Origin of the sequence: Mycobacterium sp. (assembly GCF_036273375.1) — a bacterium.
Taxonomy (GTDB): Bacteria; Actinomycetota; Actinomycetes; order Mycobacteriales; family Mycobacteriaceae; genus Mycobacterium.
This window is the reverse complement of the sequence record NZ_DASUHS010000210.1, coordinates 32115-57575: the sequence shown is the minus strand read 5'-3', so window position 1 is coordinate 57575 and position 25461 is coordinate 32115. Positions and strand designations below refer to the sequence as shown.

The following is a 25461-nucleotide window of genomic DNA, read 5'->3' as shown; positions in this document are numbered from 1 at the left end:
CCATGGCAGAGAACACTATTCAGTGGGATAAGGACGCCGACGGCATCGTCACGCTGACGTTGGACGACCCCACCGGGTCGGCCAACGTGATGAACGAGCACTACAGCGAGTCCATGCACAACGCTGTGGAACGCCTTGCCGCCGAGAAGGATTCGATCACCGGCGTGGTCATCACCAGCGCGAAGAAGACCTTCTTCGCCGGCGGTGACCTCAAGGGCATGATCAACCTCGGCCCGGAGAACGCCGGCGAGGCGTTCGACACCGTCGAGTCGGTCAAGCGCGACCTGCGTGCCCTGGAGACCCTGGGCAAGCCGGTGGTGGCCGCCATCAACGGCGCCGCGCTCGGCGGTGGTTTGGAGATCGCGCTGGCCTGTCACCACCGCATCGCCGCGGACGTCAAGGGACTCGTGGTCGGTCTGCCCGAGGTGACCCTGGGCCTGCTGCCCGGCGGCGGCGGGGTGACCCGGACCGTGCGGATGTTCGGCATCCAGAACGCATTCATGAACATCCTGTCGCAGGGCACCCGGTTCAAGGCTGATAAGGCCAAGGAGACCGGCCTGGTCGACGAGATCGTCGGCTCTGTCGACGAATTGGTGCCCGCCGCCAAGGCGTGGATCAAGGCCAACCCCGATTCACACGAACAGCCCTGGGACAAGAAGGGCTACAAGATGCCCGGCGGCACCCCGTCCAGCCCCGCGCTGGCCGGCGTCCTGCCGTCGTTCCCGGCGCTGCTGAAGAAGCAGCTCAAGGGTGCGCCGATGCCGGCGCCGCGGGCCATCCTGGACGCGGCCGTCGAAGGCGCGCAGGTGGACTTCGACACCGCCAGCCGCATCGAGAGCCGCTACTTCACCGAGCTTGTCACCGGCCAGGTCGCCAAGAACATGATCCAGGCGTTCTTCCTCGACCTGCAGCACATCAACGGCGGTGGTTCCCGTCCGGACGGCATCGAGCCGGTCAAGATCAACAAGATCGGCGTGCTGGGCGCGGGCATGATGGGAGCGGGTATCGCCTACGTGTCGGCCAAGGCCGGCTACGAGGTGGTGCTCAAGGACGTCAGCCTCGAGGCCGCCCAAAAGGGCAAGGGCTACTCGGAAAAGCTTGAGGCCAAGGCACTTCAGCGCGGCAAGACCACCGAGGAGAAGTCCAAGGCGCTGCTGGACCGCATCACGCCGGCAGCCGATCCGGCCGACCTCAAGGGTGTCGACTTCGTGATCGAGGCCGTCTTCGAGAACCAGGATCTCAAACACAAGGTCTTCCAGGAGATCGAGGACATCGTCGAGCCCAACGCGCTGCTGGGGTCGAACACCTCGACGCTGCCGATCACCGGTCTGGCGACCGGCGTGAAGCGGCAGGAGGACTTCGTCGGGATCCACTTCTTCTCGCCGGTCGACAAGATGCCGCTGGTGGAAATCATCAAGGGCCAGAAGACCTCTGACGAGGCGCTGGCCCGCGTGTTCGACTACACACTGGCCATCGGCAAGACCCCGATCGTGGTCAACGACAGCCGCGGGTTCTTCACCAGTCGCGTCATCGGCACGTTCGTCAACGAGGCGCTGGCGATGCTCGGTGAGGGCGTGGAGCCCGCGAGCGTAGAGCACGCCGGTTCGCAGGCCGGCTACCCGGCCCCGCCGCTGCAGCTGTCCGACGAGCTCAACCTCGAGCTGATGCACAAGATCGCGACGGCCACCCGCAAGGGTGTCGAGGACGCGGGCGGCACTTACGAGCCGCACCCGGCCGAAGCCGTCGTCGAGAAGATGATCGAGCTCGACCGGCCGTCGCGGTTGAAGGGTGCGGGCTTCTACGAGTACGTCGATGGCAAGCGGACCCGCCTGTGGCCGGGCCTGCGCGAGACGTTCAAGTCCGGCAGCGCGGAAATCCCGTTGCAGGACATGATCGATCGCATGCTGTTCGCCGAGGCGCTCGAGACACAGAAATGCCTCGACGAGGGCGTGCTGACGTCGACCGCCGACGCCAACATCGGGTCGATCATGGGCATCGGCTTCCCCCCGTACACCGGTGGTAGCGCGCAGTTCATCGTGGGTTACGAGGGTGCGCACGGTGTCGGCAAGGAAGCCTTCGTGGCCCGGGCCAAGGAATTGGCCGCCAAGTACGGCGACCGCTTCTTGCCGCCGGCGTCGCTGAGCTAGCCCTGCGTCACGCGGGCGCAAAAGCCCCCGAAACAACGAGGTTTCGGGGGCTTCTGCGTGCTTGGCCGCGAAAGGCTAAGGGCGCCTTTGGAACAGGTAGTACCACGCCGAGGTCTTCTCGGCGCGGTCTAACTCGCGTTCGGCGCCTGCCGACAACAGCGCCCAGCTTTGCGTGAATCGTCGTTCCATCTCGGTGCGGTCGACTCCGCGCACCCCGACCCGACCGCCCGGGACGAACGCGACGATCAGCAACCTTGCGTCCGGTGCCGCCAGGGCGCTGATCTCACGGACGTAGGCGTCGCGGTCGGCGTCGCTCATGTTGTGCAGGCAGCCGTTGTCGACGATCAACTCGAAGTTCGCGCCGATGCCCGCCCGACTCAGCTGCGTGACGTCGGCCCGGAGGAAGTCGACGGCGGCGCCGGCCGCGCTTGCCTTGGCACGTGCCCGTTCGAGGGGCTTGGCCACGAAGTCGACCGCAGTGACCTGCCAGCCGTGTTGGGCGAGGTAGATGGAGCAGTCGCCGGTACCGCAGCCGACTTCCAGGGCCGCCCCGGCGGGGAGTGCGGCGGCCTCGCGCGTTCCCTCGACGAGATCCCGCAGGCTCTGCGCGAGCGGATGCCCATCCCATGGGGTGAAACCGATGCGGTAAAAGATCCGAAACAGCGTTTGTTTGGAAGCCATAGCTCACCCTAAGCCCGGCTGGTCATCCCTATCTGGAGGCAGCGGCGATGCGTCGCCATTCCTCCCGCGGGAATGCCCGGGGATCGGCCCGCAGCACCTGGACGCAGACGTGGTCGGCACCCGCGGAACGATGCTCGGCGACGCGACGCATGATGGCCTCTTCATCACCCCACGCGATGATCGCGTTGAACAGCCGATCGCTCACCTGCGACAGATCGTCTTCGGAGAAGCCGGCGCGCAGCAGGTTGTTGGCATAGTTGGGTAAGGCCAAATATGCCCGGAGCCATTCGGTTCCGATCTGGCGGGCCTCGTCGGCGCTGTCCGTCAGGATCACCGTCTGTTCCGGCAACAGCAATGGGCCCCGGCCCAAAGTCGAACGGGCAGAGGCGGTGTGCACAGGGGTAACGAGGTACGGGTGGGCGCCGCTGGCGCGCGTCGCTGACAGCGTCAGCATCTTTGGACCGAGCGCGGCAAGTACCCGGCGCGCGGTGGGAACCGGCCGCGGCGCGGCGTCCAAGCCGTCGAGGAAGGATGCGGTCGCCGCCAGCGGTTTGCGGTATCGCCCGGGCTGGCCGGCATCGATCAGCGGGGCGTGGCTGACACCGATCCCGAGCAGGAAGCGGTCGCCGTGCTCGGCGGTCAGGGTCGCGTAGGAGTCGGCGACATCGCCGGGCGAATGCATCCACAGATTAAGGATTCCCGTGGCGATGACGGTCCGTTTGGTCGCGCCGAGCAGATGCCCCACCGCGTCGAACACCGGCCCGCCGACGTCGGGTATCCACAGCGCCGGGAACCCCAGTTCGTCGAGTTCGGCTGCGGCCTCGGCGGATTCGGCCGGGTCGCCGTAGCGCAGTTGACTGCTCCAGATTCCAACGCCGGTCAGTTCCATGTGAAGCCTTCCGTTGGTGGCGTGCGCCTGCCGCGGTGGCTCATGGCCGCGGCTCTACAGGACATGCTGTCAGACGTCGCTTCCGGTGTATTCGGGCACCGGCATCGAATCGTGCATCCGGATGCCCTTTGTGTTGAGCCTGGCCACGGACCGCGACAGCGACCCGGGCATCGCCGAGATCAGCTGGGCTCCACGGGTCAACGCCCACACTCCAACTCGTGAACCGGGAATGATGCCCTTGGCGGCGGCGCGGGCGAAAGTCCGGCTGCGCTGCACCGGTTCGTGCATCCGCAGTTCGTAGGCGGCGAAGGCACGCAGATGATCGCCGTTCGCCTCGGCGAGTTCTCCGGCCAGCACGTAGGCGCCGAGGACGGCGAGGCTGGTGCTGCCGCCTACCGCGGGTCCCGGGCAGTATCCCGCGTCGCCGACCAGGGTGACTCGGCGCCGCGACCACCGGTCGGTGCGCAGTTGGGTGATCGAGTCGAAGTAGAAGGTAGGCGTTCGCTGTAGTTCTGCGAGCCAGCTGTCCACGTGATCGTGTATCCCGGCGAACGCCTCGCGCAGTAATTCCTTCTGCCGCAACGCATCGCGATGGTCATAGTCCAATTCCTCTTTGCTGCGAAACATGAACACCGCACGGGCGTCGTCCAGGTGGTCGGCCGTGTAAATCCCGGCGAAGCGGCCGACACCGACGTGAGCGACCATCTCGCCGGGTTCGACCAGCGCTTTGGGCGCTGACAACACCGCCAGATATCCGCCGAGGAAGCGCGTCAGGTTGGCGTCCTCACCGAAGGTCAGGCGCCGAACGTTGGAATGCAACCCGTCGGCGCCCACGATGACGTCGAAGGTACGCGCCGGCAAATGCTCGAATGTCACGGTGCCGTCGTGCTCGATCGCGGTGATCGAGTCACCGAACACGTACTCGACGTCGTCGCGGGCGGCCTCGTGGTAGATCTCGCTCAGGTCGTCGCGCATGATTTCCACGTGCGAGTCGGAGGTGGCGGCGTAGATCTTGGTGAGGTCGATCTCGATGGCCTTCGTCCGGCCTTCCCGGTACATCGTCAGGCGTTCCGTTCCGGTGGCCCGCGCCTCAATGTGCGGGAGGACGCCCATCTTCGTCGAGATTTCCATTGCGGGACGGAACAAGTCGACGGCGTGTCCACCAGTTTTGCGCAGCGTCGGTGCGCGCTCCACTACGGTGACGTCGAAGCCGTACCGGGTCAGCCAGTACGCCAGGACCGGGCCGGCGATGCTCGCACCCGAGATGAGTATCCGCATGATCACCTCCCACGCTTACTTAACGTTCGGTAAGCTTAACATCCCACTTACCTATCGGTAAGTCAGATAAACTCGCGCGGGTGAGCAGGCCCCGGTCGGACACCCGTGAGCGCATCCAAGAAGTCGCCCGCGAGCTGTTCTTGCAGCGAGGCGTGCAGCGCACCAGTCTGCAGGACATCGCGAACCAACTGGGTATCACCAAACCCGCGTTGTACTACCACTTTCCATCACGCGAAGACCTGGTGCGCAGCATCCTGGTGCCGCTGATCGACGAGGGTGAGCAGTTCGTCGCCGACCACGAGGGCCGCCGCCGCAACGATGCGCGCGAGCTGCTGGAGGGTTATTTCGATTTCCACTACCGGCACCGCCGGGACCTGGTGCTGCTGTTGACCGAGCTGTCGACGCTGATCGACCTCGACCTCATCGACACCGTGCTGGCGTGGCGTGAACGGCTGGCCAGGCTGGTGTTCGGCAAGAAGCCGACGCTCGCGCAGTCCACGCGGGCGGTGGTCGCGTTCGGTGGCTTGCAGGATTGCTGCGTGCAGTTTCCCGATGTGCCCCACGAAGAGCTACGCGAGAAGTCGGTTGCGGCCGCGCTCGACGCGCTGGGTGGCTGAGGGGCGGGCTACAGTTCCTGATATGCGCTTTGGTCTCTTCATTCCGCAAGGCTGGCGAATGGATCTGGTCGGCATCGAGCCCGCAAACCACTGGACGGTGATGCGCGACCTGGCCACCTATGCAGACCGCAGCGCCTGGGACTCGCTATGGGTCTACGACCACTTCCACACCGTGCCGGTCCCGACCGATGAGGCCACGCACGAGGCATGGTCGCTGATGGCCGCCTACGCGGCCACCACGTCGCGGATCAAACTCGGCCAGATGTGCACGGCGATGAGCTACCGCAATCCGGTCTACCTCGCCAAGGTCGCCGCGACCGCCGACATCATCTCCGGTGGCCGGGTTCAGATGGGTATCGGCGGTGGCTGGTACGAACATGAATGGCGCGCTTACGGTTACGGATTCCCGTCGGCGGGCATGCGGTTGGGCCGGCTCGACGAGGGCGTACAGATCATGCGTGACGCCTGGCGCGACGGCAAAGTCAGCTTCGACGGCAAGCACTACCAGGTTGACGGGGCGATTGTTGCGCCGAAGCCACTGCGGGACAACGGAATTCCGCTATGGATTGCCGGAGGAGGTGAGAAGGTGACGTTGCGCATCGCCGCCAAATACGCTCAGTACACCAACTTCACGCCAGAGCCGGAGGCGTTCGCGCACAAGTCGGAGGTGCTGGCCGAGCATTGCCGCAGCGTTGGCACCGACTTCCATGCGATCGTGCGTTCCGTCAACATCAACGCGATCGTCGGCAACTCCGAGGCCGACGTCAAAGACCGGCTGCAACGAGTCCGCGACCGTCTGGTCGGCTACGTGGGCGAGGCTTCTGCCGATGCGATGATCGCCGGCACCAGCGGACCGGACTCGGCGACGGGCACACCGGAACAGGTGATCGAGCGGCTCGCGAAGATCCGCGACCTCGGGTGCGAGTACGCCATCTGCTACTTCCCCGAGGCCGCCTACGACCGTTCCGGTATCGAGATGTTCGAAAGCCAAGTCATACCCGCGCTGACTTAGCCAACGTCCAATCCCCTGAAAGCCTCAGATATCGGTAGTCGTGTACCTGGTCTTGGCCGGCGGCGCGGCGAGCAGGGGAGGAAGCTGCGTCAGCTTGCCTTCGCCGGCGCGAAACGCGCGGTAGGCCTCGTCGTTTTCGACGGTCTCCCAGATCTCATAGATGAGCCAGTGCGCCTCGTCGTCCTCGTCGACAAGCACGTCCGTGCGGACATTGCCCTCGAACGCCCGAGTGTCCTGCAGCGCCCGGCCCATCAGCTCGCGCCCCGCGGCGACCTCGTCGGGCTTAAACCTGAGCTCAAGTATCACCGTGACCGTCATGGGCCCAACATATCTTCCGCACCCTCAAACCGCCGATGTCCTGGCCTTCCTCACTCAGATGAGAATGCGGTTTCCACTTTTCGGAAAGCTGTTATACGGTTCAGTGAGCAATATTCTGTTGGCGGATTGTGGACAATCCTGGAGGATCCCTCGATGCAGAAGGCACTAGCCCCCGAGATCTCTACCTGGCCCGCTGAGAGCCCGCAGCTGATCGGCAGCCGATGCCGCAGCTGTGCGGCCACCACCTTCCCGGTGCAGCAGTGGTGCCCGCGGTGCAGCGGCGGCGAGATGTCCGACGTGCTGTTGCCCCGCCGCGGGACGCTGGTGGCGTGGACCACCCAGGGCTTCCCGCCCGGAGCTCCCTATGCCGGCCCGACCGGCAAGGACTTCGTGCCGTTCGGTGTGGGGTTGGTCCAGCTCGGTGACGTTATCCGCGTGGAGGGCCGGTTGACCGAGAACGACCCGGCCAAGCTGCAGTTCGGCCAGGAAGTCGAACTCACCATGGTGCCGTTCACCACCGATGACGAGGGCGCCGAAATCATGACCTTTGCATTCCAGCCGGTCTGACGGACCCAGGAGGATTTGAGATGACCAACGATGTCGCCATCATCGGCGTGGGCCTCCACCCGTTCGGCAGGTTTGAGAAGACCGCGATGCAGATGGGCGCCGAAGCCATCCAAAGCGCGCTCACCGATGCCGGCGTGGAGTGGAAAGACATCCAGTTCGGTTTCGGGGGCAGTCACGAAGTGTCCAACCCGGACGCGGTGACCCGTTTGGTCGGGCTGACCGGCATCACTTTCACCAATGTCTTCAACGCTTGCGCCACCGCGGCCAGCGCCATTCAGCAGACCGCCGACACCATCCGGCTGGGCAAGTACGACATCGGCATCGCGATCGGCTTGGACAAGCATCCGCGGGGAGCGTTCACCGACGACCCCGCCAAGCTGGCGCTGCCGCAGTGGTACGCGCAGAACGGGCAGTTCGTTACCACCAAGTTCTTCGGGATGAAGGCCAACAAGTACCTGCACGACCACAACATCTCGCAAGAGACGCTGGCGCGGGTAGCCAACAAGAACTTCCGCAATGGCGCGCTGAACCCGAATGCCTTCCGGCGCAAGGAGATCTCCATCGAGGAGATTCTCAACTCGACTGTGCTCAACTATCCGCTGACGCAGTACATGTTCTGCGCGCCCGACGAGGGCGCCGCGGCCGTCATCATGTGCCGCGCTGACATCGCGCACAAGTTCACCGACAAGCCGGTGTACGTGCGCGCCTGTGAGATCCGCACCCGCACGTTCGGGGCGTACGAGGTGCATGCCACCTTCGCGCCGCTCGACGAGGACGTCTCCCCGACGGTGTACGCGTCCAAGGCCGCCTACGAAGCCGCGGGCATCGGGCCCGAGGATGTCGATGTCGCCCAACTGCAGGACACCGACGCCGGCAACGAGGTTATCCACATGGCCGAGACCGGTCTGTGCGCCGACGGTGAGCAGGAGAAGCTGCTGGCCGACGGCGCCACCGAGATCCACGGCTCGATCCCGGTCAACACCGACGGCGGGCTGATCGCCAACGGCGAACCGATCGGCGCATCGGGACTGCGGCAGATGCACGAACTGGTGCGGCAGTTGCGCGGCGAGGCGGGGGAGCGCCAGGTACCCGGCAACCCGCGCGTCGGCCTGGCCCAGGTGTACGGCGCGCCCGGCACTGCATCGGCGACCATCCTGTCGCTCTGATCGCCTGCGCCCCAGGCTAAATCGCCGGGCCCAGGAGGTCGTCCGCGTCGCGGATTATGTAGCCGTAGCCCTGCTCGGCCAAGAAGCGCTGCCGGTGCGCGGCGTACTCGGCGTCCAGGCTGTCGCGCGCCACCACGGAATAGAAGATGGCGCCCCCACCGTCGGACTTGGGCCGCAGGAGCCGGCCCAGCCGTTGTGCCTCCTCTTGGCGTGAGCCGAAGGTTCCCGAGACCTGCACTGCGACAGAGGCTTCCGGCAGGTCGATGGAGAAGTTCGCGACTTTGGACACCACCAGGGTGGACAACTCGCCGCGACGGAAGGCGTCGAACAGCTCCTCGCGTTCGTTGGTTCGGGTGGACCCCTGGATCACCGGGGCGTTCAGCTCGGCGCCGAGCTCGTCGAGCTGATCGAGGTAGGCGCCGATCACCAGGGTCTGCTCGCCGGGATGTTTCGCCAGGATCGATTTGACCACAGCGATTTTGGTGTGCACCGTCGAGCACAGCTTGTACCGCTCTTCGGGTTCGGCCGTGGCGTAGATCATCCGCTCGTTGTCGGTCATGGTGACCCGCACTTCGATGCACTCGGCCGGCGCGATCCACCCCTGCGCCTCGATGTCCTTCCACGGCGCGTCATAGCGCTTCGGGCCGATCAGCGAGAACACGTCGCCCTCGCGACCGTCCTCGCGGACCAACGTCGCTGTCAGGCCCAGACGCCGCTTGGACTGCAGATCCGCGGTCATCCGGAAAACCGGCGCCGGCAACAGATGGACCTCGTCGTAGATGATCAGTCCCCAGTCCCGGCTGTCGAAGAGCTCCAGGTGTCGATACTCGCCCTTGGTGCGGCGAGTGATCATCTGATACGTCGAGATGGTGACCGGCCGGATTTCCTTGCGCTCGCCGGAGTATTCGCCGATCTCGTCCTCGGTGAGCGACGTGCGCGCGATCAGCTCGCGCTTCCATTGCCGTGCCGCGACGATATTGGTGACCAGAATCAGCGTCGTCGCACCGGCTTTCGCCATGGCGGCCGCGCCCACCAGCGTCTTACCGGCACCGCACGGAAGCACCACCACCCCGGATCCGCCGGACCAGAACGAGTCGGTCGCCATCTGCTGATAGTCGCGCAGGTGCCAGCCGTCCTGGGCCAGGCTGATCGGATGTGCCTCGCCATCGACATAGCCCGCGAGATCTTCGGCGGGCCAACCGATCTTGAGTAGCATCTGCTTGACGCGGCCGCGTTCGCTGGCGTGAACGATGACGGTGTCGTCGTCGATCCGGGCGCCGAGCATCGGGGCAATCTTCTTGTTGCGCAACACCTCTTCGAGCACTGCGCGATCCAGGCTCACCAGTGTCAGGCCGTGCGCGGGGTTCTTCATCAGCTGCAAACGACCGTAGCGGGCCATGGTGTCGACGATGTCGACCAGCAGCGGCTGGGGCACCGCGTAGCGCGAGAAGCTGACCAGCGCGTCGACCACCTGTTCGGCGTCATGACCGGCGGCGCGGGCGTTCCACAGCGCCAGCGGCGTGATGCGGTAGGTGTGCACGTGTTCGGGTGCGCGTTCCAGCTCGGCGAACGGCGCGATGGCGGCGCGCGCCGCGCCGGCCAGCTCGTGGTCCACCTCGAGCAACACCGTCTTATCGGACTGCACGATCAACGGTCCGTCAGACATATTCAGCGCCACGCCTCCTGTTCTGTGTTCACGTCGGCAGGCATGCCAACCATTATCGGCCGGTGGCCGACACAACCGACGTGATGCGGTGGATGGCGAAGTCACGCAGCCGTCCGGACGCGGAGTCAAAGGCCACCAGCTGACCGCCCTTGATGGTGATGGGCGACACCACTCGCTGGGTGGCCACGCCGGCCGCATCCAGATAACCGATCACCAGGGTGTCTTGTTCCTTGGCCGCGCGCTGCAGCAGCGTCATCGCGACCGCGGGATCGACTCGGATATTGCCGAACGGTGCGGCGGTCACCTTGCGCAGCACCGCCACCACCGCGTTGAGGCTTTCGCTGTTGGGACGCCGCACCGGGCGATAGGGCCGGCGCTGCTGGGGTGCGGCCACCCGGGCGCCGCGCGGACGTACGTCGACGATGGCGCCGGAGGAATCCTCGGCCGCCGGAGCGAAGCCCGCGGCCCGCAAGGCGGCGAGGACCTCGCCGATCGGAGCCGGCGACACCGCGACCGTCGGCGCCAAGGCCCGCAACTGCACCCCTTCGGTCGCCGGTGCGGCCACGGCCTGGGCCAGCAGGGCGGGGTCCTCGCAACGCACGAACGACGCGGCCATGCCGATCCGCAGCTGCCCATGGCGGCGCGCAACATCGTCGATCAGGTAGGTAAGCCCTTGGGGCACTGGCGTTTTAGAATGCTTGGCGAACAGGGAATGCATCCAGTCGCTGGTCTTGCCGACATCGAGTGCGTGCCGGATCGACTGCTCGCTGACGCGGTACACCATTGCGGTGCCGGCCGATTCGACGGTGGCAACGACGGCGAGTTGCTCGGCCAGGTCGCGTTCCAATGGCCCGGGCACGACCACGGTCAGGTCCGCCTGCAGCAGGAAGTGGTCGACCGGTTTGGGCAGCGCCCGGTTCATCGCCTCGATCGCGACCTGTGGATCGTCGTCGTCCAGTAGCGCACGACCGGATCTGCTGATCGCGCCGCGGCCCACCAGACCCAGGGCGTTGCTCTCGGCGAGCAGGTCCCCGACGGGTCCGGGCTGCAACCGCTTGGCCCAGCGCGGACGCCGCCAGATCAGCGCCGCCGAGGCTTTCGCCGCGTTGACGCCGGCGCCGGGGGACAGCTCGGCCAGCATGCCGAGCAACAGCCGGCGATCCAGCGGTGCGGCCGTCGAGTACAGGCCGTCGGTGAGGGCCCCATAGGGTTTGGCGTCGGGCCCGCGACTGCCGATCAGCGCAGGCCGACCGGGAAGGTCGAGCCAGCTGCTGGCCAACAGCTGCCAGCGTTCGGCGACCGACATCGCGGTGTACCGGTCGGCGGTGATCGTCGGTGCCCAGTACGGTGCCTCGCCGGTCACCGGCTCGGGGTCGGGCATGCCGCTGGCGATCAATCCGGCCGCGGCCGCGACTTCCAGGATCAACCCCAGCCGAGGCTCGTCGATGCCGGTCACCTTGCTCAGCCGCTTGACATCGCGAATTCCCAGGCCGCCGCTGCGCAACTCGGAAACCGGTGTGCTGGACAGCGTTTCAAGCAGGACGTCGACCTCGTGGAGCAAGTCGATGACGGCCCCGGCGGCCACCGCGTCGGCGTCGTTGGCCGTGGTGGTCGATACCACCGGGTCGGGTGCGGTCAGCTGCATGGGGCCGGGCTGCTCGCCGCGCAGCACCTGCCCGACGTGGCGGGGCAGGATCACCGTCTCGGCGTCGATGCGCCGCAACAGGCCCATGGCCAGCAGCTGGGGCACCGGCCGGTCGGCGGGCGCGCCGGGCGCGGCGTCGCGGGTGCGGCCCATCGGGGAACCTTCGAGAAGTTTCTCCAACACGTCGAGCTGCGCCTGGTTGAGCCCGTCTATCAGGCCGGCGATCTGCTCGGCGCTGCGCGAGGTGTCCTCGAGAATGACCTGGCCCGGGTGCCACGGCATTCCCGTCGCGGCGTCGGCGGCCACGCGCAGCGCGGCCTCGCCCCAAACCAAGGCGCGTTGCCGGAGGTCGTCGACCGCGTCGAGGACGTCGGTTTCCGGGGCGCGGTCACCGATCAGCGCCAGCAGCTTCGCGGTGGGCACCGGCTCCGCGTCGGCCTGGAGCACCAGCAGCGCATCGAGTACGGCCAGCCGCAGGAAGTCCAGGTCGTCGGTGCCGGCCTTGATCGACTGGCGGGCCTGGGCGCGCGCGGCCAGTGCGGCGATGCTGCCGGGTGGGGGCTGGGCGAGGTCCGGCCGCAATTCCAACAGTCGGATCAGCCGCTCATCGGATAACTCGGCCAGCCACGACCCCAGCGGGATATCCGGGGTGTTGTCGGTCATTGCTGACCAGCGTAAAGCAGGTGGCGGTGCCCAGCAGACCTGAAGGGTCATCGCCTCACCGGCACGGTGACCAGCGGCGGCGGCGACGACGCGTCTCCGAAACTCCGGTCTTGCGCCGCGTGCTGTTGGGCCACCTGTCAGAATGGACCTCGTGGCTGACACTGCTGAGGGCAAAGCACGTAAAACCAAGTATGTCGACAACGGCTGGCCGACGACGGACCCCGACGACCACGCGGTCAGTGAACTCGTGACCGATCGCACGGGTGCTCTGTCGCCCTTCGGCGAGCTGGTGTTCCCGCTGCCCCCCACCGATCTGCCCTACCTGCACCCGGTCACCGTCGTCAATCGGTAGGCCGCCAGATGGCTAACGCCTCTGAGGACTCCAAAGCCTCGGCGAGCTGGGCGTCGGACGACGCCGGCTCGGGCGCCCTGTCACACCTGGACGACCATGGGGCGGCGCACATGGTCGACGTCAGCGAGAAGGTAGCCACCAAGCGGACCGCGGTGGCCGCCGGCGTCCTGCGCTCGTCGGCGCAAGTTCTGGCGCTGATCTCTACTGGCGGCCTGCCCAAGGGCGATGCGCTGGCCACGGCGCGGATAGCCGGCATTCAGGCCGCGAAGCGCACCAGCGAACTCATCCCGCTTTGTCATCAACTCGCGCTCACGGGGGTCGACATCGACTTCACCGTGCGGGAGTCTGAAATCGAGATCATCGCAACGGTGCGAAGCACCGACCGCACGGGGGTGGAGATGGAAGCGCTGACGGCGGTCAGCGTCGCGGGCCTGACGCTCTACGACATGATCAAGGCGGTGGATCCGGCCGCACGAATCGACGACATTCGCGTGCTGCGCAAGGAAGGCGGCAAAACCGGAAGGTGGGCGCGCCCATGAGCACTCGTTCCGCCCGCATCATCATCGCCTCGACCCGCGCGTCGTCGGGAGTGTACGACGACCGCTGCGGCCCGATCATCGCCGAATGGCTGGCGGATCGCGGCTTTTCGACCCAAGAGCCGCAGGTGGTTGCCGATGGGCCGCCGGTCGGCGACGCGCTGCGCACCGCGATCGACGCCGAGGTCGACGTCGTCATCACCTCCGGCGGCACCGGCATTTCGCCCAGCGACAGCACACCCGACCACACCGTGGCCGTCGTCGACTACATGATTCCGGGGCTGGCGGAAGCCATCCGTCAGTCGGGCCTGCCGAAGGTGCCGACGTCGGTGCTGTCGCGCGGGGTGTGCGGTGTGGCCGGCCAGACCCTGATCGTCAACCTGCCTGGTTCGCCCGGAGGGGTGCGCGACGGCCTCGGGGTGCTCGCCGATGTGCTGGACCACGCACTCGACCAGCTCGCTGGCGAAGATCACCAGCGATGACGCTCGTCGTGCGCGCCGCCATGACCGCGCACCCGATTTCACTGGCCGAGCATGAAGAGTTGGTCGGCCATCAGTCGGCCGGGGCCATCGTCGGGTTCGTAGGCATGATCCGCGACCACGACGGCGGACGGCGGGTGGTGCGGCTGGAGTACTCCGCGCATCCGTCGGCCGACCAGATCATCGCCGATGTGGTGGCCGATGTGGCCGAGCAGTCCAGCGGCGTGCGTGCCGTCGCCGCCAGCCACCGCATCGGCGCGCTGCGCATCGGAGAGGCGGCGCTGGTGGCGGCCGTCGCGGCCGACCACAGGCAGGCGGCATTCGCCACCTGCGCGCACCTGGTGGACACCATCAAGGCGCGGCTACCGGTGTGGAAGCACCAATTCTTTGCCGACGGAACCGAAGAGTGGGTGGGCTCGGCCTGACGCGCTCGGCACGCCGGCCACCGGAAGGGTGCGCCGTGCCCGACACGCCCCGAAAAGGAGGGGTTTCGGGGGCGTGCGGGGGGTTAGCGGTGTGTGTCAGGCGTTAGGTGACGGCTGAGCGAGAGCGTCCAGCGCGTCGTTTCCTTGCACGTCCTGGGCCCGGATCGCGTCCCACAGCTCCATGAGGTAGTTAGCTTCAGAAACATGCTGCGGCATGCCTTCCGGTACGAAACCGTGGAAGTCCGTGTCCACGACCGGCGGTGCGTCCACCGGAGGTGCGGGCGGCATCGCGTCGGCCGGCGGCGGGGCGTCGGCCGGGGGTGCCGGCGGTAGGTCCACGGGAGGCGCGGGCGGGACGGCGTCCGCCGGGGGAGCCGGCGGCAGGTCCGCCGGGGGAGCGGGAGGCGCGTCCTGCGGTGCCCACCGGTCAAACGAGGCCAGTTGCACTGGAGCGGGCGGGGGCGGCGGAGGAGGAGCGTCCGCGGGCGGGGCCAGCGGCGCCGGGGCGCCGTTGAGGCCGGGCGCGTCCAGGCCGGCCGGCGCTGGCACGTCGCGATGGGTGGGACCCGACAGGGGGCCACCGCACACGGGCCAGGCGCCACGGCCCTGGGTGGCGAGCACCCGCTCCGCGACGGCGATCTGCTGTTCCCTACTGGCGAGTTCGGCCGACGGGGCGTACTGGCCCCCGCCGTGTGCGGCCCAGGTGCTTGCGCTGAATTGCACGCCACCGTGGTAGCCGTTGCCGGTGTTGATGCCCCAGTTACCGCCGGATTCGCAATGGGCTACCTGATCCCATTCACCGTCGGTGGCCGCGGCCGCTTGGCCGGCAAGGGCGATGCTGCCGCCACCAAGAACCGCGCCGGTGAAGGCGATCTTGGCGACGCTGATGTTTGAACTGCTGGGCTTGCGGTGACGTCCACTCATACGCGCCGGTTTATTCCTCTCTCGTCACGCGCCTGCGAGGTCAGCTGTCGGGTTCGGGTTGGAGAGGCCACCCGGCCGACGAGGTCTCAAACGAGACGACGTCGACTTCACCCCTAGGAGCCGCGAGCGGCCCCAATCCGATCACGGTGGACCGGTGGGTCCCCCGTCTCCATCCATGTATTTCGGAGGCCCCCGCCTATTGGATGGAGCTCGGCGCGATAGGGAGGGGAGGTCCGCCAATCGGGATGGCTGGCGAGCCTTCGGAGACGGTAACCGTTTCTGTTGGTCGCGTCACGTCTGGCGAAACCTGGCGTTTCCCTCTCAGTCATCCGCGAAAACCGCAGGAACACATAGTGTTTGCGCAGGTCGTAATGCGCGATATCGGAGCGTGATCGCGCCGTTATCGTTCCGTTACGTGAGATATGTCACAGTTTCAACCGCCAGAAAAGGGCGGCAGGACGTCGATCGTGTCACCGGACTGCAACGCCGCGGTCTCGTCGCGGACGGCGATCCCGTCCCGCAGATACGAGCACCGGGTCAAAACGGTGGCCAGGCGAGACCCTCGAACGGCGAGCCGCTCGACGAGTTCACCGACCGTGGTGCCGGGGCGCAGCACCACGGCCTCCGAATCGACGCCCGCGGCCGCTCGGGCGGCCGCGAAGTAGCGCACCGTCACCTGGATTCCATGGGCTTGGACAGGGGTCTGTCCCATGGGACTAGCCACCGATCGCGCTCATCGGGCGGTCGGGCTGGATGAAATTCGGATCGTTGATGCCGTGACCGGCGGGCTTGCCCCACATCGCGGTGCGCCACGCCGCCTCGATCGCGTCGTCGGGCGCACCGCCGCGCAGCAGCCCGCGCAGGTCGGTCTCCTGTTCGGCGAACAGGCAGCTGCGGATCTGGCCGTCGGCCGTCAAGCGGGTGCGGTCACACGCCCCGCAGAAGGCATGCGAGACCGATGCGATAACCCCGAATTTGCTGCTCGGCGTGCCCGGACCGGTGTCGACCAGCCAGAGCTCTGCGGGGGCCGATCCGCGCGGCGCCGGGTCGGGCCGGAGCCGAAAGTGCAGGCGCAACGCGGCCAGCACGTCGTCGGCGCTGAGCGCAGCGTCCCGTCGCCATTGGTGCCCGGCATCCAGCGGCATCTGCTCGATGACGCGCAACTGGTAGCCGTGCTCGAGGCAGAACCGCAACAGCCCCACCACGTCCTCGCGGCCGGTGCCGGGATCCAGCACGGCGTTCACCTTCACCGGCGTCAGGCCGGCCTTGTTGGCGGCGGCCAGGCCGTCCAGCACGTCGGCGAGCCGGTCGCGACGGGTGATGGCCGCGAAATTCTGGCGATCCACGCTGTCCAACGAGACATTGACCCGATCCAGGCCGGCCGCGGCGAGCCCGGTGGCGCGCCGCGCCAGCCCGATACCGTTGGTGGTCAGCGAGATCTCGGGGCGGGGCTGCAGAGCGGCGGCCGCGGCGACCACCTCTTCGAGGTGGCGCGCCAGCAGGGGTTCGCCGCCCGTGAACCGCACGCTGGTCACGCCCAGCCGGGTGACCGCGATGCGCATCAGCCTGGCCAGCTCGTCGGCACCCAGCAGTTGCTCGCCCGGCAGCCAGTTCAGGCCTTCCGCCGGCATGCAATAACTGCACCGCAGGTTGCAGCGATCGGTCAGCGAGACCCGCAGATCGGTGGCGACCCGCCCATAGGTGTCCACCAGCGGGCCGGTGGCCGGCGCATCCGCGGGAACGGTCGGGCCGTCGTCGCGGCTCGGCACCGACGGGAAGCCCAGCGTCGTCAGGGTCATGCGGCCGCCGGCGGCGCGTAGTGAGTCGGCGAGCCGATCGGGACAATCTCCTTGCCCAGCGGCATCAACGACACCGGAATCAATTTCAGGTTGGCCAGCGCCAGCGGAATGCCGACGATCGTGAGCGCCATCGCCGCCGCGCTGACCAGATGGCCGATCGCCAGCCACACGCCGAACAGCACCACCCAGATGACGTTTCCGACCAGGACGCCGGACCCCGCCGTCGGCTTGTCCACAATCGTGCGGCCGAACGGCCACAGCGCGTAGGAGGCGATGCGCAGCGACGCGAAGCCAAAAGGAATGGTGATGATGAGCACGAAGCTGATGATCGCCGCAGCCAGGTATCCGACGGCCATCCACAGGCCGCCGAAGACTAGCCAGATGACGTTAAGGATCAGGCGCATATCTCCTCCGCGGTTATTACCAAGCGTACCGAGTGCCCGATAACGGGGGTGCTCGTTACCCGGGCATCCGAGTAGGATCAGACTCCTAATACGGCGTCCTGCGCAGGCGGGACGCTTATTGTGTTGCCTATTTCTATTGATTCGTTAGACAAGCAGGTGAGACCAGTGCCGACGGGCAAGGTGAAGTGGTACGACGCTGACAAGGGCTTCGGCTTCCTGTCGCAAGAGGACGGCGAAGACGTGTACGTTCGCTCGTCGGCGTTGCCCGCTGGGGTCGAGGGCCTCAAGGCGGGCCAGCGTGTCGAGTTCGGCATCGCCTCCGGACGGCGCGGACCGCAAGCGTTGAGCCTCAAACTGATTGAGCCGCCGCCCAGCCTGACCAAGACGCGTCGCGAGGTGCCCGCCGAGCACAAGCACAGCCCCGACGAGCTGCACGGCATGGTCGAGGACATGATCACGCTGCTGGAAAGCACGGTGCAGCCAGAGTTGCGCAAGGGTCGCTACCCGGACCGCAAGACTGCCCGCCGGGTGTCCGAGGTGGTCAAGGCCGTCGCCCGGGAGCTCGACGCCTGACGCTGACACCCAGCCTCCCGCGTTAATGTGCGGCCCACGGGCATCAACTGGCGCGCAGCTGACGGCGTGGCGAGCGTCGAACGGGGTACTCCGCCCTCACGACTAGCAAGGAGGCTGCATGGCACAGCAGGCGCAGGTCACCGAGGCACAGGCGAGAGCTCTCGCCGAGGAGTCACGCGAAACGGGGTGGGAAAAGCCATCTTTCGCCAAAGAATTGTTTCTTGGTCGTTTTTCGCTGGAGTTGATCCACCCGTTTCCCACACCATCGGAGTCTGACGAGGACCGCACCCGTGCGTTTCTCGACCGGCTACGGGAATTTCTGGGCACCGTGGATGGCAGCGTCATTGAACGCGATGCGCAAATTCCTGATGAGTACGTGAAGGGTTTGGCCGACCTGGGCTGTTTCGGGATGAAAATACCGTCCGATTACGGCGGCCTGAATATGTCGCAAGTCGCCTACAACCGGGCTCTGATGATGGTGACGAGCGTTCATCCCAGCCTCGGCGCATTGCTGTCGGCTCATCAATCGATCGGCGTGCCCGAGCCGCTCAAGCTTGCCGGGACACCCGAGCAGAAACGGAAGTTTCTGCCGCGGTGCGCAGCTGGGGCCATATCGGCATTTCTGCTGACGGAACCCGATGTCGGGTCCGACCCGGCACGCCTGGCCTCGACGGCGACACCGGTCGAGGACGGGAAGGCCTACCAACTCGATGGCGTGAAGTTGTGGACCACCAACGGCGTGGTCGCAGAGCTGTTGGTGGTGATGGCCCGGGTACCCAAGGCCGACGGACATCGAGGTGGCATCAGCGCCTTTGTCGTCGAGGCCGATTCGCCGGGCATCACCGTGGAGCGACGCAACAAATTCATGGGGCTGCGCGGCATCGAGAACGGTGTGACCAGGCTGCACAAGGTTCGGGTCCCGAGCGATAACCTGGTCGGCCGAGAAGGCGACGGCTTGAAAATCGCGCTGACCACGCTCAACGCCGGACGGTTGTCAATTCCCGCCAGCGCGACGGGTTCGTCGAAGTGGGCGCTGAAGATAGCGCGCGAATGGTCGGGTGAGCGTGTGCAGTGGGGCAAACCACTGGCCGAACACGAGGCGGTGGCAAGCAAGCTCTCCTTCATCGCCGCGACCAACTACGCCCTTGACGCGGTACTCGAACTGTCCGCCCAAATGGCCGATGAGGGCCGCAACGACATCCGCATCGAGGCGGCGCTGGCCAAATTATGGTCCAGCGAGATGGCCTGCCTGATTGCCGATGAGGTGATGCAGATTCGGGGTGGGCGGGGATATGAGACCGCAGAGTCGCTGGCCGCGCGCGGCGAACGTGCGGTGCCGGTCGAGCAGGCGTTACGGGACCTGCGGATCAATCGCATCTTCGAAGGATCCAGCGAGATCATGAGGCTACTCATCGCTCGCGAAGCGGTCGATGCCCACCTTTCGGCGGCCGGTGACCTCGCCAAGCCCGACACCGGCTTGCGACAGAAGGCCGCCGCGGCTGTCGGGGCGAGCGGATTCTACGCAAAGTGGTTGCCTCAGCTGGCCTTCGGCGAAGGGCAGCGGCCGCGGGCCTACCATGAATTCGGTCCGCTGGCATCACACCTTCGCTTTATCGAACGCTCCAGCCGCAAGCTGGCACGCAACACCTTCTACGGGATGGCACGTTGGCAAGCCAAACTGGAGCAGCGGCAGGGCTTCCTCGGACGCGTCGTAGATATCGGTGCCGAGCTGTTCGCGATGTCCGCGGCGTGCGTGCGCGCGGAGTCACAACGCACCGTCGATGCGGCGGTTGGTCAGCAGGCGTACGAGCTCGCCGAAACGTTCTGCCAGCAAGCGGCCTTGCGGGTGCAGACGCTGTTTGACGCGTTGTGGGACAACACCGACGGCAGCGATGTTCAGCTCACCCGCAACCTGCTTCAGGGGCGCTACAGCTGGCTTGAGGACGGGATCATCGATCAGTCCGAGGGCACCGGGCCGTGGATCACTGACTGGGAAGAGGGTGCGTCGGCCGAGACCAATTTGGCTCGGAGATTCCTCACGACCTGAGGCGTGCGGTCGAAACCAGAGTCGCTCAAGGCCGAATCCGGAGATCGCTCGGCAATGAATCGATGTTGAGCGACTATGGGAGATATGGCTTCCTATATTGCTCCGGCAGGCGAATTCACCCGCGACACCAACTACATCACCACCCGCATCACTGACGATGGGCGCGACGGGTATCCGGTCGAGCCCGGGCGGTACCGGCTGATCGTCGCCCGGGCGTGCCCGTGGGCGAACCGCGCGATCATCGTCCGCCGCCTACTGGGTCTGGAAAATGTTCTCTCCATTGGTTTTTGCGGCCCAACCCACGACGAGCGCAGTTGGACGTTCGATCTCGATCCGGGCGGCGTCGACCCCGTGCTGAAGATTCCGCGGCTACAGGACGCCTACTTCAAGCGTTTCCCGGACTATCCCAAAGGCATCACGGTCCCGGCGATCGTCGACGTCGGAACCGGCGCGGTGGTCACCAACGACTTCGCGCAGATGACCCTGGATCTCTCGACGGAATGGAAGGCATACCACCGCGACGGGGCACCCGAGCTGTATCCAGAACAACTGCGCGCCGCGATCGATGAGGTGAGCAAGAAGGTCTACACCGAGATCAACAACGGCGTGTACCGGTGCGGGTTCGCCGGTTCGCAGCAGGCCTACGAAGCGGCCTACGACCGGTTGTTCACCGCCCTGGATTGGGTGAGCGAACGGCTGAGCAATCAGCGATTCCTGGTGGGCGACACCATCACCGAGGCCGACGTGCGGTTGTTCACCACCCTGGCCCGCTTCGACCCGGTGTATCACGGGCATTTCAAGTGCAATCGCAGCAAATTGAGCGAAATGCCGGTGCTGTGGGCCTATGCGCGCGACCTGTTCCAGACACCCGGATTCGGTGACACCGTCGACTTCGTCCAGATCAAGCAGCACTACTACATCGTGCACGCCGACATCAATCCCACCCGGATCGTGCCCAAGGGTCCAGACCTGGGCGGCTGGCTATCCCCGCACGGGCGAGAAAGCTTGGGCGGTAAGCCGTTCGGGGCGGGAACACCGCCCGGTCCGCCGGTCGAAGGTGAACGCGTACCCGCCGGCCACGGGGCCTGAGCCTTGGCGAACGTCGACTTGTTGCGCAAAATTAGGCGGATTTGCCCAACAAACGCCACGCTCGACGGTTAGAGCGGACAGCCTCCAGCAAGCAGGGCGCTGCGGGCACGTGCCACGACGACGTGGGGCCGGTGTCGAAGCAGGTCAGCGCTGACCCGGACAATCCTCCAGCCCCTTGCCTCGAGTTCTGCCAGCCGATCGATGTCTCGGGTCCGCTGCGCGGGATCGGTCCAGTGGTGCGCGCCGTCGAATTCCACGCCGACCTTCCAGTCCTCCCAACCCATATCAATGCGCGCCAGCACCGTGCCCCACTGGTTGACCACTTCGATCTGGGTCTGTGGTCGTGGCAATCCGCTGCCCACGAGAAGTAAGCGAGTCTTGGTCTCGCAAGGTGATTCCGCGCCTCCGTCGGCGAGCAGCAGGACCCGTCGCAACTGCACCAGTCCGCGTGCTCCGCGGTGGCGGTTGGCCAGTAGTTCGACGTCAGCCAGCTTCAAGTCGGATGCGTGCATGAGCGCATCGAGCCGAATCACCGCTGTAGTCAAGCCCTTTCGCCTGGCCAAATCAAATGCCGTGCGTGCGGGCGTGGTAAGGCGTATCCCGTGGCACACGGTCGTCTCATCGTCGTCGAGGGTGTCGCTGTGCAAAATGATGCCGCGTGCCTTGTCTTGGCTGGGTCGGTTGAGCTCCGCGGGCAGCCAGTCGTCGATCCACGCCGTCCGGTGCAGTGCGGCAGCGGACAGGCCCGCCAGTGTCGCGGTCCGCCCAGACCACAGCCAGGCGGCAATCGCCCGGGTCACGGCGGTCAATGTCGCCGCGCGAGGGATGTAGACGTTGCGATGGACCATCTCGAAATCGTTCCGCAATTGGTGTGGTGTGAGCAGGCCGGCTGCCAGCGCTTCGGTTCCTCTAAATGGCCAGTCCAGCGATCGCATGCCGACACATTGCCCGGCCGCACCGACATCCTCGGGCGAGCGCGGAGTTATTGCGCCCACGGGACTCGCATTCGCACCACAAGTCGACGTTGGGCGCAGAGAGGGGTTTAGTACGCCAGCCGTATCGACCATTCCGCGTGCGGCACATCGCGCAGCTCGCCTGCGGGATCAACCGCCAACGTCAGCAACTGCACGACGATTCCGGCCAAACGCCCGCGCTGCGGGTCGACGGACGGGATCGTTACCGCGAACCGGGTGCCCGGCCGGAAGATGGTGCTGGCGGTGTTGGTTGGGTCGTCGTATACCTGCAGCAGGCGCCAGGGCGCCCGGTAAATTGCATCGGGCACCGAGAGCTGAATCGGGTAGCGCTCGCTGACCTTCAACTCGCCCTGGTTCTGCGGCGTCTCGCACTCTTCGAGGTTGAGCACGTTGCAGTACAGGTAAGGCCCCACCCGGGTCAGGTGACCGTGTGAATATGCGCTGATCTCCGGGTGCCGCGGTCCGGAGCCGCCCACCAGCAACCAGGTGCCGACGCCGGCGCCCACGCACAGCACAGCCACCAGGCAGGCGAGCAGCACGGCCACACCCCGCTTGCTTCCGGGTTTCACTCGGCAACCACCGCCGAAGCGCCGACACCGCGACGCTTGCCCTCCTGCTCGACCATGATTGGCCTATTTCCTCCCAGGCCGGGAATCAGTGAGTTGCCGCGGAAGCTGACCAGGGTCTGCGCCAAACCCAAAATGAGCAGCGCAGTGACCGCGGTAAAACCGACCCACAATTCGGTGTACACCAACACCCCCAGCGCGCCGCCGAGGACCCAGGCCAACTGCAGCGTCGACTCGGAGCGCCCGAAGCCCGATGCGCGGGATTCCTCCGGCAGGTCGTTCTGCAGCGACGCATCCAGGGACGCCTTCGCGATCGCGCTGGCCCCCGACGTGACCAGGGTGGCGATCACGGCCAGCACCAGGTTGCCGGCGACGGAGGCGGCCAGCGCGACCGCGCTCACCGCCACCGTGCAGCGCACCACCAGCACGGCGGGCCGGCCCAGCTTCAGGCGCGCACTGGTGAAGTTGCCGGCGAAATTGCCGATCCCGGCCGCCGCGCCGATCACCCCGAGCATCGCGACCTGGGCCCAGCCATTGGCCTGATGGGCCTTGGCGACGAATGCGGGATATAGGAACAAAAAGCCCACCATGACCTTGATGGTGCAGTTACCCCACAGCGAGGTGATGATGTTGCGGCCCAACGGCTGCCGGAGCGCCCCGCTGACTTCCTTGTGCCAGCTGCGCCGCAGCGGTTCACTGTCCTGGCGATAGCTCAGGGTGGCGGGGACCTCACCGGCGGTCACCTCGACCCAGCGCGGTATCCGCATGGCCAGCAGGGCGCCGGCGATCGTCACCGCTATCACCACGAACAACGCCCCGGGCAGCTTGAACAGGTGGGTACAGACGAACTCGACGCCACCCGCAATCGCACCGCCGACGATCGTGCCGCCCAGTAGACCGAACATGGTCAGCCGGGCGTTCACCCGCACCAGGTCGATGGTCGGCGGCATCACCCGCGGTGTCACCGCGCTGCGCAGCACGCTGAACGACTTCGAGAAAACCATCATCGCGAGCGCGCACGGATAGAGCACCCACGACGGGAAACTGCCGCTCGCGCCGTCGTAGTTCATGACCAGCAGCACGGCCAACGCGGTGCGAAGGGCGAACGACGCGGCCAGGGCGACGCGACGGCCGTGCTGCAGCCGGTCCAGCGCCGGACCGATCAGCGGTGCGATCACCGCGAACGGCGCGATGGTGATCAACAGGTACAGCGCGACCCTGCCCTTGCTCTCGCCGGTTGCCGCGGCGAAGAACAAGGTGTTGGCCAGCGCGACGGCCATCGCGGCGTCCACCGCAAAGTTGGCTACCACGGGCCACGTCAGCGCCGTCAGACCTGACTTGTCCGCGCCGTCGGCGGTCGCGGCGCGCTGCACCATCCAGTACATCCGCGAACCCATCTCGCGGCTGCGCAGTGCGGCGGCGCGGGTGACGGTGATCCGCTCGCCGGCGGCCGGAGGACGAGACGCCCCGCCGCTGTTGCGTTCCGGCTCCGGCTGGTGGTCCAGGGGGGGCAGATAGCGGTTGGCGCTCGGCATCGGCGACGGGCGGGTGCGACGGTCGGCGGCACCTCCGGCGGGGTAATTCGCCGCGCCCGGATGCTGGGAGGCAGCGCCGTCGCGGGGCGGGCGGCCCGGCTGAGAGGCCACCCGGCCCGGATTGTTTTGCCGCCGTCCAGACACGTTCCGATTCTCCCCTATGCCGCCTGGATGCGTCTGCAGGTAACGGGGCGTGGCTCGTCAACCTAGTATTGGAAACGCAATGCAGAAAGAAGACAGCGTGACCCGACCCATCGAGGAGCCCACCGTGGACTACGCCGTGGCGACCGTGGGCGACTGGCCCGAGGGGTTGGCGGCGGTGCTCACGGGCGCGGCAGACCAGGCCAGGGCCGCCGTCGTGGAGTTCAGTGGGCCGGAGATGGTCGGCGACTATCTGGGCGCCGGCTACGAAGACGCGAGCACTGCCACCCACCGGTTCCTGGCGCATTTACCCGGCTACCAGGGATGGCAATGGGCGGTTGTGGTGGCCGCCTATCCGGGCGCCGACCACGCCACCATCAGCGAGGTGGTGCTGGTGCCAGGGCCGACGGCATTGCTGGCGCCCGAATGGGTGCCGTGGGAGCAACGGGTGCGGCCCGGGGACCTGAGCCCCGGTGACCTGTTGGCGCCCGCCGCGAACGATGCTCGGCTGGTTCCCGGCTACACCGCCAGCGGGGATCCCCAAGTCGATGAGACCGCGGCGGAAATCGGGCTGGGCCGGCACTGGGTGATGAGCGCCGAGGGCCGCTCGGAGGCGGCCGGACGCTGGCGCACCGGCGACCACGGCCCCGACTCGCCGATGGCGCGATCCACCAAGCGGGTATGCCGCGACTGCGGCTTCTTCCTGCCGCTCTCGGGTTCCCTGGGTGCGCTGTTCGGGGTGTGCGGCAACGAATTGTCGGCCGACGGGCACATCGTCGACAAGCTGTACGGCTGCGGTGCCCACTCGGACACTCCGGCCCCGGCGGGCACCGGGTCGCCGGCCTACGAGCCGTACGACGACGGCGTATTGGACGTCACCCAGGCACCGGTCGAGCCGTCCGGGCCGCCTCCGGAGGCGTCGGAGGCGGCAGAAGCACTGCCGGAGCCCGAGGCCGCGGAGCCCCAGC

General features: G+C 66.7%; 25 protein-coding genes, 1 pseudogene and 1 riboswitch. Of the genes and pseudogenes, 13 read left to right on the top strand and 13 right to left on the bottom strand.

Annotated features, from left to right (window positions below; genetic code table 11):
- Positions 1 to 2 precede the first annotated feature (2 nt).
- The gene (locus VFW69_RS19290; RefSeq protein WP_526503541.1) at positions 3 to 2147 is read left to right on the top strand and encodes a 3-hydroxyacyl-CoA dehydrogenase NAD-binding domain-containing protein; all 2145 of its coding nucleotides are present in this window, start codon (positions 3 to 5) and stop codon (positions 2145 to 2147) included.
- A gap of 75 nt (positions 2148 to 2222) precedes the next feature.
- Here VFW69_RS19290 and VFW69_RS19285 read toward each other — a convergent pair whose 3' ends face one another.
- The 3 genes from VFW69_RS19285 to VFW69_RS19275 all read right to left on the bottom strand — a co-directional run bounded on the left by VFW69_RS19285 (position 2223) and on the right by VFW69_RS19275 (position 4995).
- Complete coding sequence (locus tag VFW69_RS19285) at positions 2223 to 2828, bottom strand: class I SAM-dependent methyltransferase (protein ID WP_526503539.1); 606 nt, start codon at positions 2826 to 2828, stop codon at positions 2223 to 2225.
- A 28-nt stretch (positions 2829 to 2856) separates the two neighbouring features.
- On the bottom strand, positions 2857 to 3717 hold the full coding sequence (locus tag VFW69_RS19280) for an LLM class F420-dependent oxidoreductase (protein ID WP_526503537.1): 861 nt from the start codon (positions 3715 to 3717) through the stop codon (positions 2857 to 2859).
- A gap of 69 nt (positions 3718 to 3786) precedes the next feature.
- Entirely contained in the window at positions 3787 to 4995 is a 1209-nt protein-coding gene (locus tag VFW69_RS19275) for an FAD-dependent oxidoreductase (RefSeq protein WP_526503535.1), read from the bottom strand.
- An 80-nt stretch (positions 4996 to 5075) separates the two neighbouring features.
- On the opposite strand from VFW69_RS19275, the gene VFW69_RS19270 reads away from it, so the two are divergent.
- Positions 5076 to 5612, top strand: a complete 537-nt coding sequence (locus VFW69_RS19270) for a TetR/AcrR family transcriptional regulator (RefSeq protein ID WP_526503533.1) — start codon at positions 5076 to 5078, stop codon at positions 5610 to 5612.
- A 22-nt stretch (positions 5613 to 5634) separates the two neighbouring features.
- A complete protein-coding gene (locus VFW69_RS19265; RefSeq protein WP_526503531.1) occupies positions 5635 to 6624 on the top strand; it encodes an LLM class F420-dependent oxidoreductase in 990 nt (329 codons plus the stop codon).
- A gap of 24 nt (positions 6625 to 6648) precedes the next feature.
- On the opposite strand, the gene VFW69_RS19260 is transcribed toward VFW69_RS19265, so the two are convergent.
- Positions 6649 to 6942, bottom strand: a complete 294-nt coding sequence (locus tag VFW69_RS19260) for a putative quinol monooxygenase (RefSeq protein ID WP_526503529.1) — start codon at positions 6940 to 6942, stop codon at positions 6649 to 6651.
- Positions 6943 to 7095: 153 nt separating this feature from the next.
- Here VFW69_RS19260 and VFW69_RS19255 point away from each other — a divergent pair, with 153 nt between their 5' ends.
- Positions 7096 to 7509, top strand: coding sequence for a Zn-ribbon domain-containing OB-fold protein (locus VFW69_RS19255; RefSeq protein ID WP_526503527.1), 414 nt, complete (start codon positions 7096 to 7098; stop codon positions 7507 to 7509).
- A 20-nt stretch (positions 7510 to 7529) separates the two neighbouring features.
- The gene (locus VFW69_RS19250) at positions 7530 to 8675 is read left to right on the top strand and encodes a thiolase family protein (RefSeq protein ID WP_526503525.1); all 1146 of its coding nucleotides are present in this window, start codon (positions 7530 to 7532) and stop codon (positions 8673 to 8675) included.
- Positions 8676 to 8691: 16 nt separating this feature from the next.
- Here VFW69_RS19250 and VFW69_RS19245 read toward each other — a convergent pair whose 3' ends face one another.
- Both VFW69_RS19245 and VFW69_RS19240 read right to left on the bottom strand, forming a co-directional pair.
- Positions 8692 to 10341, bottom strand: coding sequence for a DNA repair helicase XPB (locus VFW69_RS19245; protein WP_526503523.1), 1650 nt, complete (start codon positions 10339 to 10341; stop codon positions 8692 to 8694).
- A gap of 52 nt (positions 10342 to 10393) precedes the next feature.
- Positions 10394 to 12649: a helicase-associated domain-containing protein gene (locus VFW69_RS19240; protein ID WP_526503521.1), complete on the bottom strand. Its 2256-nt coding sequence runs from the start codon at positions 12647 to 12649 to the stop codon at positions 10394 to 10396.
- Positions 12650 to 12800: 151 nt separating this feature from the next.
- On the opposite strand from VFW69_RS19240, the gene VFW69_RS19235 reads away from it, so the two are divergent.
- The 4 genes from VFW69_RS19235 to VFW69_RS19220 are packed head-to-tail and all read left to right on the top strand — an operon-like array spanning position 12801 to position 14441.
- Entirely contained in the window at positions 12801 to 13001 is a 201-nt protein-coding gene (locus VFW69_RS19235; protein ID WP_526503519.1) for a hypothetical protein, read from the top strand.
- Positions 13002 to 13009: 8 nt separating this feature from the next.
- Entirely contained in the window at positions 13010 to 13540 is a 531-nt protein-coding gene (gene moaC, locus VFW69_RS19230) for a cyclic pyranopterin monophosphate synthase MoaC (RefSeq protein WP_526503517.1), read from the top strand.
- Complete coding sequence (locus VFW69_RS19225; RefSeq protein ID WP_526503515.1) at positions 13537 to 14019, top strand: MogA/MoaB family molybdenum cofactor biosynthesis protein; 483 nt, start codon at positions 13537 to 13539, stop codon at positions 14017 to 14019. The genes moaC and VFW69_RS19225 overlap by 4 nt, the downstream gene beginning before the upstream one ends.
- Positions 14016 to 14441: a molybdenum cofactor biosynthesis protein MoaE gene (locus tag VFW69_RS19220; protein WP_526503513.1), complete on the top strand. Its 426-nt coding sequence runs from the start codon at positions 14016 to 14018 to the stop codon at positions 14439 to 14441. The genes VFW69_RS19225 and VFW69_RS19220 overlap by 4 nt, the downstream gene beginning before the upstream one ends.
- 96 nt (positions 14442 to 14537) lie before the next feature.
- On the opposite strand, the gene VFW69_RS19215 is transcribed toward VFW69_RS19220, so the two are convergent.
- The 4 genes from VFW69_RS19215 to VFW69_RS19200 form a co-directional block, all read right to left on the bottom strand.
- Positions 14538 to 15365: a transglycosylase family protein gene (locus tag VFW69_RS19215; RefSeq protein ID WP_526503511.1), complete on the bottom strand. Its 828-nt coding sequence runs from the start codon at positions 15363 to 15365 to the stop codon at positions 14538 to 14540.
- Between the two features lie 13 nt (positions 15366 to 15378).
- Positions 15379 to 15563: riboswitch (cyclic di-AMP (ydaO/yuaA leader) on the bottom strand.
- Positions 15564 to 15798: 235 nt separating this feature from the next.
- Complete coding sequence (locus VFW69_RS19210; protein WP_526503509.1) at positions 15799 to 16077, bottom strand: MoaD/ThiS family protein; 279 nt, start codon at positions 16075 to 16077, stop codon at positions 15799 to 15801.
- A gap of 4 nt (positions 16078 to 16081) precedes the next feature.
- Entirely contained in the window at positions 16082 to 17164 is a 1083-nt protein-coding gene (gene moaA / locus VFW69_RS19205) for a GTP 3',8-cyclase MoaA (protein WP_526503506.1), read from the bottom strand.
- Positions 17161 to 17568 (bottom strand): YccF domain-containing protein, encoded by a 408-nt coding sequence (locus VFW69_RS19200; protein WP_526503504.1) that lies wholly within the window; start codon positions 17566 to 17568, stop codon positions 17161 to 17163. Before VFW69_RS19200 ends, moaA begins: the two co-directional genes overlap by 4 nt.
- Positions 17569 to 17733: 165 nt before the next feature.
- Between VFW69_RS19200 and VFW69_RS19195 the strand changes: the two genes are divergently transcribed.
- The 3 genes from VFW69_RS19195 (at position 17734) to VFW69_RS19185 (ending at position 21277) form a co-directional block, all read left to right on the top strand.
- Complete coding sequence (locus VFW69_RS19195; protein WP_526503502.1) at positions 17734 to 18141, top strand: cold-shock protein; 408 nt, start codon at positions 17734 to 17736, stop codon at positions 18139 to 18141.
- 118 nt (positions 18142 to 18259) lie between these two features.
- The gene (locus VFW69_RS19190) at positions 18260 to 20188 is read left to right on the top strand and encodes an acyl-CoA dehydrogenase family protein (RefSeq protein WP_526503500.1); all 1929 of its coding nucleotides are present in this window, start codon (positions 18260 to 18262) and stop codon (positions 20186 to 20188) included.
- An 84-nt stretch (positions 20189 to 20272) separates the two neighbouring features.
- Positions 20273 to 21277, top strand: a complete 1005-nt coding sequence (locus tag VFW69_RS19185) for a glutathione S-transferase family protein (RefSeq protein ID WP_526503498.1) — start codon at positions 20273 to 20275, stop codon at positions 21275 to 21277.
- A 68-nt stretch (positions 21278 to 21345) separates the two neighbouring features.
- On the opposite strand, the gene VFW69_RS19180 is transcribed toward VFW69_RS19185, so the two are convergent.
- The 3 genes from VFW69_RS19180 to VFW69_RS19170 all read right to left on the bottom strand — a co-directional run bounded on the left by VFW69_RS19180 (position 21346) and on the right by VFW69_RS19170 (position 24463).
- Complete coding sequence (locus VFW69_RS19180) at positions 21346 to 22212, bottom strand: endonuclease domain-containing protein (protein WP_526503496.1); 867 nt, start codon at positions 22210 to 22212, stop codon at positions 21346 to 21348.
- Positions 22213 to 22319: 107 nt separating this feature from the next.
- Positions 22320 to 22820: a DUF2771 family protein gene (locus tag VFW69_RS19175; protein WP_526503494.1), complete on the bottom strand. Its 501-nt coding sequence runs from the start codon at positions 22818 to 22820 to the stop codon at positions 22320 to 22322.
- Positions 22817 to 24463 (bottom strand): MFS transporter, encoded by a 1647-nt coding sequence (locus VFW69_RS19170; RefSeq protein WP_526503559.1) that lies wholly within the window; start codon positions 24461 to 24463, stop codon positions 22817 to 22819. The genes VFW69_RS19175 and VFW69_RS19170 overlap by 4 nt, the downstream gene beginning before the upstream one ends.
- A gap of 112 nt (positions 24464 to 24575) precedes the next feature.
- On the opposite strand from VFW69_RS19170, the pseudogene VFW69_RS19165 reads away from it, so the two are divergent.
- Positions 24576 to 25388 (top strand): annotated as a pseudogene (locus VFW69_RS19165) (DUF3027 domain-containing protein); the annotation flags it as partial.
- Between the last annotated feature and the right edge of the window lie 73 nt (positions 25389 to 25461).

Bases quoted from the DNA above. Each gene is read 5' to 3' on its own strand.
- VFW69_RS19280 (WP_526503537.1), bottom strand. From the start codon at position 3,717: ATGGAACTGACCGGCGTTGGAATCTGGAGCAGTCAACTGCGCTACGGC.
- VFW69_RS19260 (WP_526503529.1), bottom strand. From the start codon at position 6,942: ATGACGGTCACGGTGATACTTGAGCTCAGGTTTAAGCCCGACGAGGTC.
- VFW69_RS19200 (WP_526503504.1), bottom strand. From the start codon at position 17,568: ATGCGCCTGATCCTTAACGTCATCTGGCTAGTCTTCGGCGGCCTGTGG.
- VFW69_RS19190 (WP_526503500.1), top strand. From the start codon at position 18,260: ATGGCACAGCAGGCGCAGGTCACCGAGGCACAGGCGAGAGCTCTCGCC.
- VFW69_RS19220 (WP_526503513.1), top strand. From the start codon at position 14,016: ATGACGCTCGTCGTGCGCGCCGCCATGACCGCGCACCCGATTTCACTG.
- VFW69_RS19180 (WP_526503496.1), bottom strand. From the start codon at position 22,212: ATGCGATCGCTGGACTGGCCATTTAGAGGAACCGAAGCGCTGGCAGCC.
- VFW69_RS19250 (WP_526503525.1), top strand. From the start codon at position 7,530: ATGACCAACGATGTCGCCATCATCGGCGTGGGCCTCCACCCGTTCGGC.
- VFW69_RS19240 (WP_526503521.1), bottom strand. From the start codon at position 12,649: ATGACCGACAACACCCCGGATATCCCGCTGGGGTCGTGGCTGGCCGAG.
- VFW69_RS19275 (WP_526503535.1), bottom strand. From the start codon at position 4,995: ATGCGGATACTCATCTCGGGTGCGAGCATCGCCGGCCCGGTCCTGGCG.
- VFW69_RS19255 (WP_526503527.1), top strand. From the start codon at position 7,096: ATGCAGAAGGCACTAGCCCCCGAGATCTCTACCTGGCCCGCTGAGAGC.
- VFW69_RS19185 (WP_526503498.1), top strand. From the start codon at position 20,273: ATGGCTTCCTATATTGCTCCGGCAGGCGAATTCACCCGCGACACCAAC.
- VFW69_RS19225 (WP_526503515.1), top strand. From the start codon at position 13,537: ATGAGCACTCGTTCCGCCCGCATCATCATCGCCTCGACCCGCGCGTCG.
- VFW69_RS19290 (WP_526503541.1), top strand. From the start codon at position 3: ATGGCAGAGAACACTATTCAGTGGGATAAGGACGCCGACGGCATCGTC.
- moaA (WP_526503506.1), bottom strand. From the start codon at position 17,164: ATGACCCTGACGACGCTGGGCTTCCCGTCGGTGCCGAGCCGCGACGAC.
- moaC (WP_526503517.1), top strand. From the start codon at position 13,010: ATGGCTAACGCCTCTGAGGACTCCAAAGCCTCGGCGAGCTGGGCGTCG.
- VFW69_RS19210 (WP_526503509.1), bottom strand. From the start codon at position 16,077: ATGGGACAGACCCCTGTCCAAGCCCATGGAATCCAGGTGACGGTGCGC.
- VFW69_RS19265 (WP_526503531.1), top strand. From the start codon at position 5,635: ATGCGCTTTGGTCTCTTCATTCCGCAAGGCTGGCGAATGGATCTGGTC.
- VFW69_RS19245 (WP_526503523.1), bottom strand. From the start codon at position 10,341: ATGTCTGACGGACCGTTGATCGTGCAGTCCGATAAGACGGTGTTGCTC.
- VFW69_RS19215 (WP_526503511.1), bottom strand. From the start codon at position 15,365: ATGAGTGGACGTCACCGCAAGCCCAGCAGTTCAAACATCAGCGTCGCC.
- VFW69_RS19285 (WP_526503539.1), bottom strand. From the start codon at position 2,828: ATGGCTTCCAAACAAACGCTGTTTCGGATCTTTTACCGCATCGGTTTC.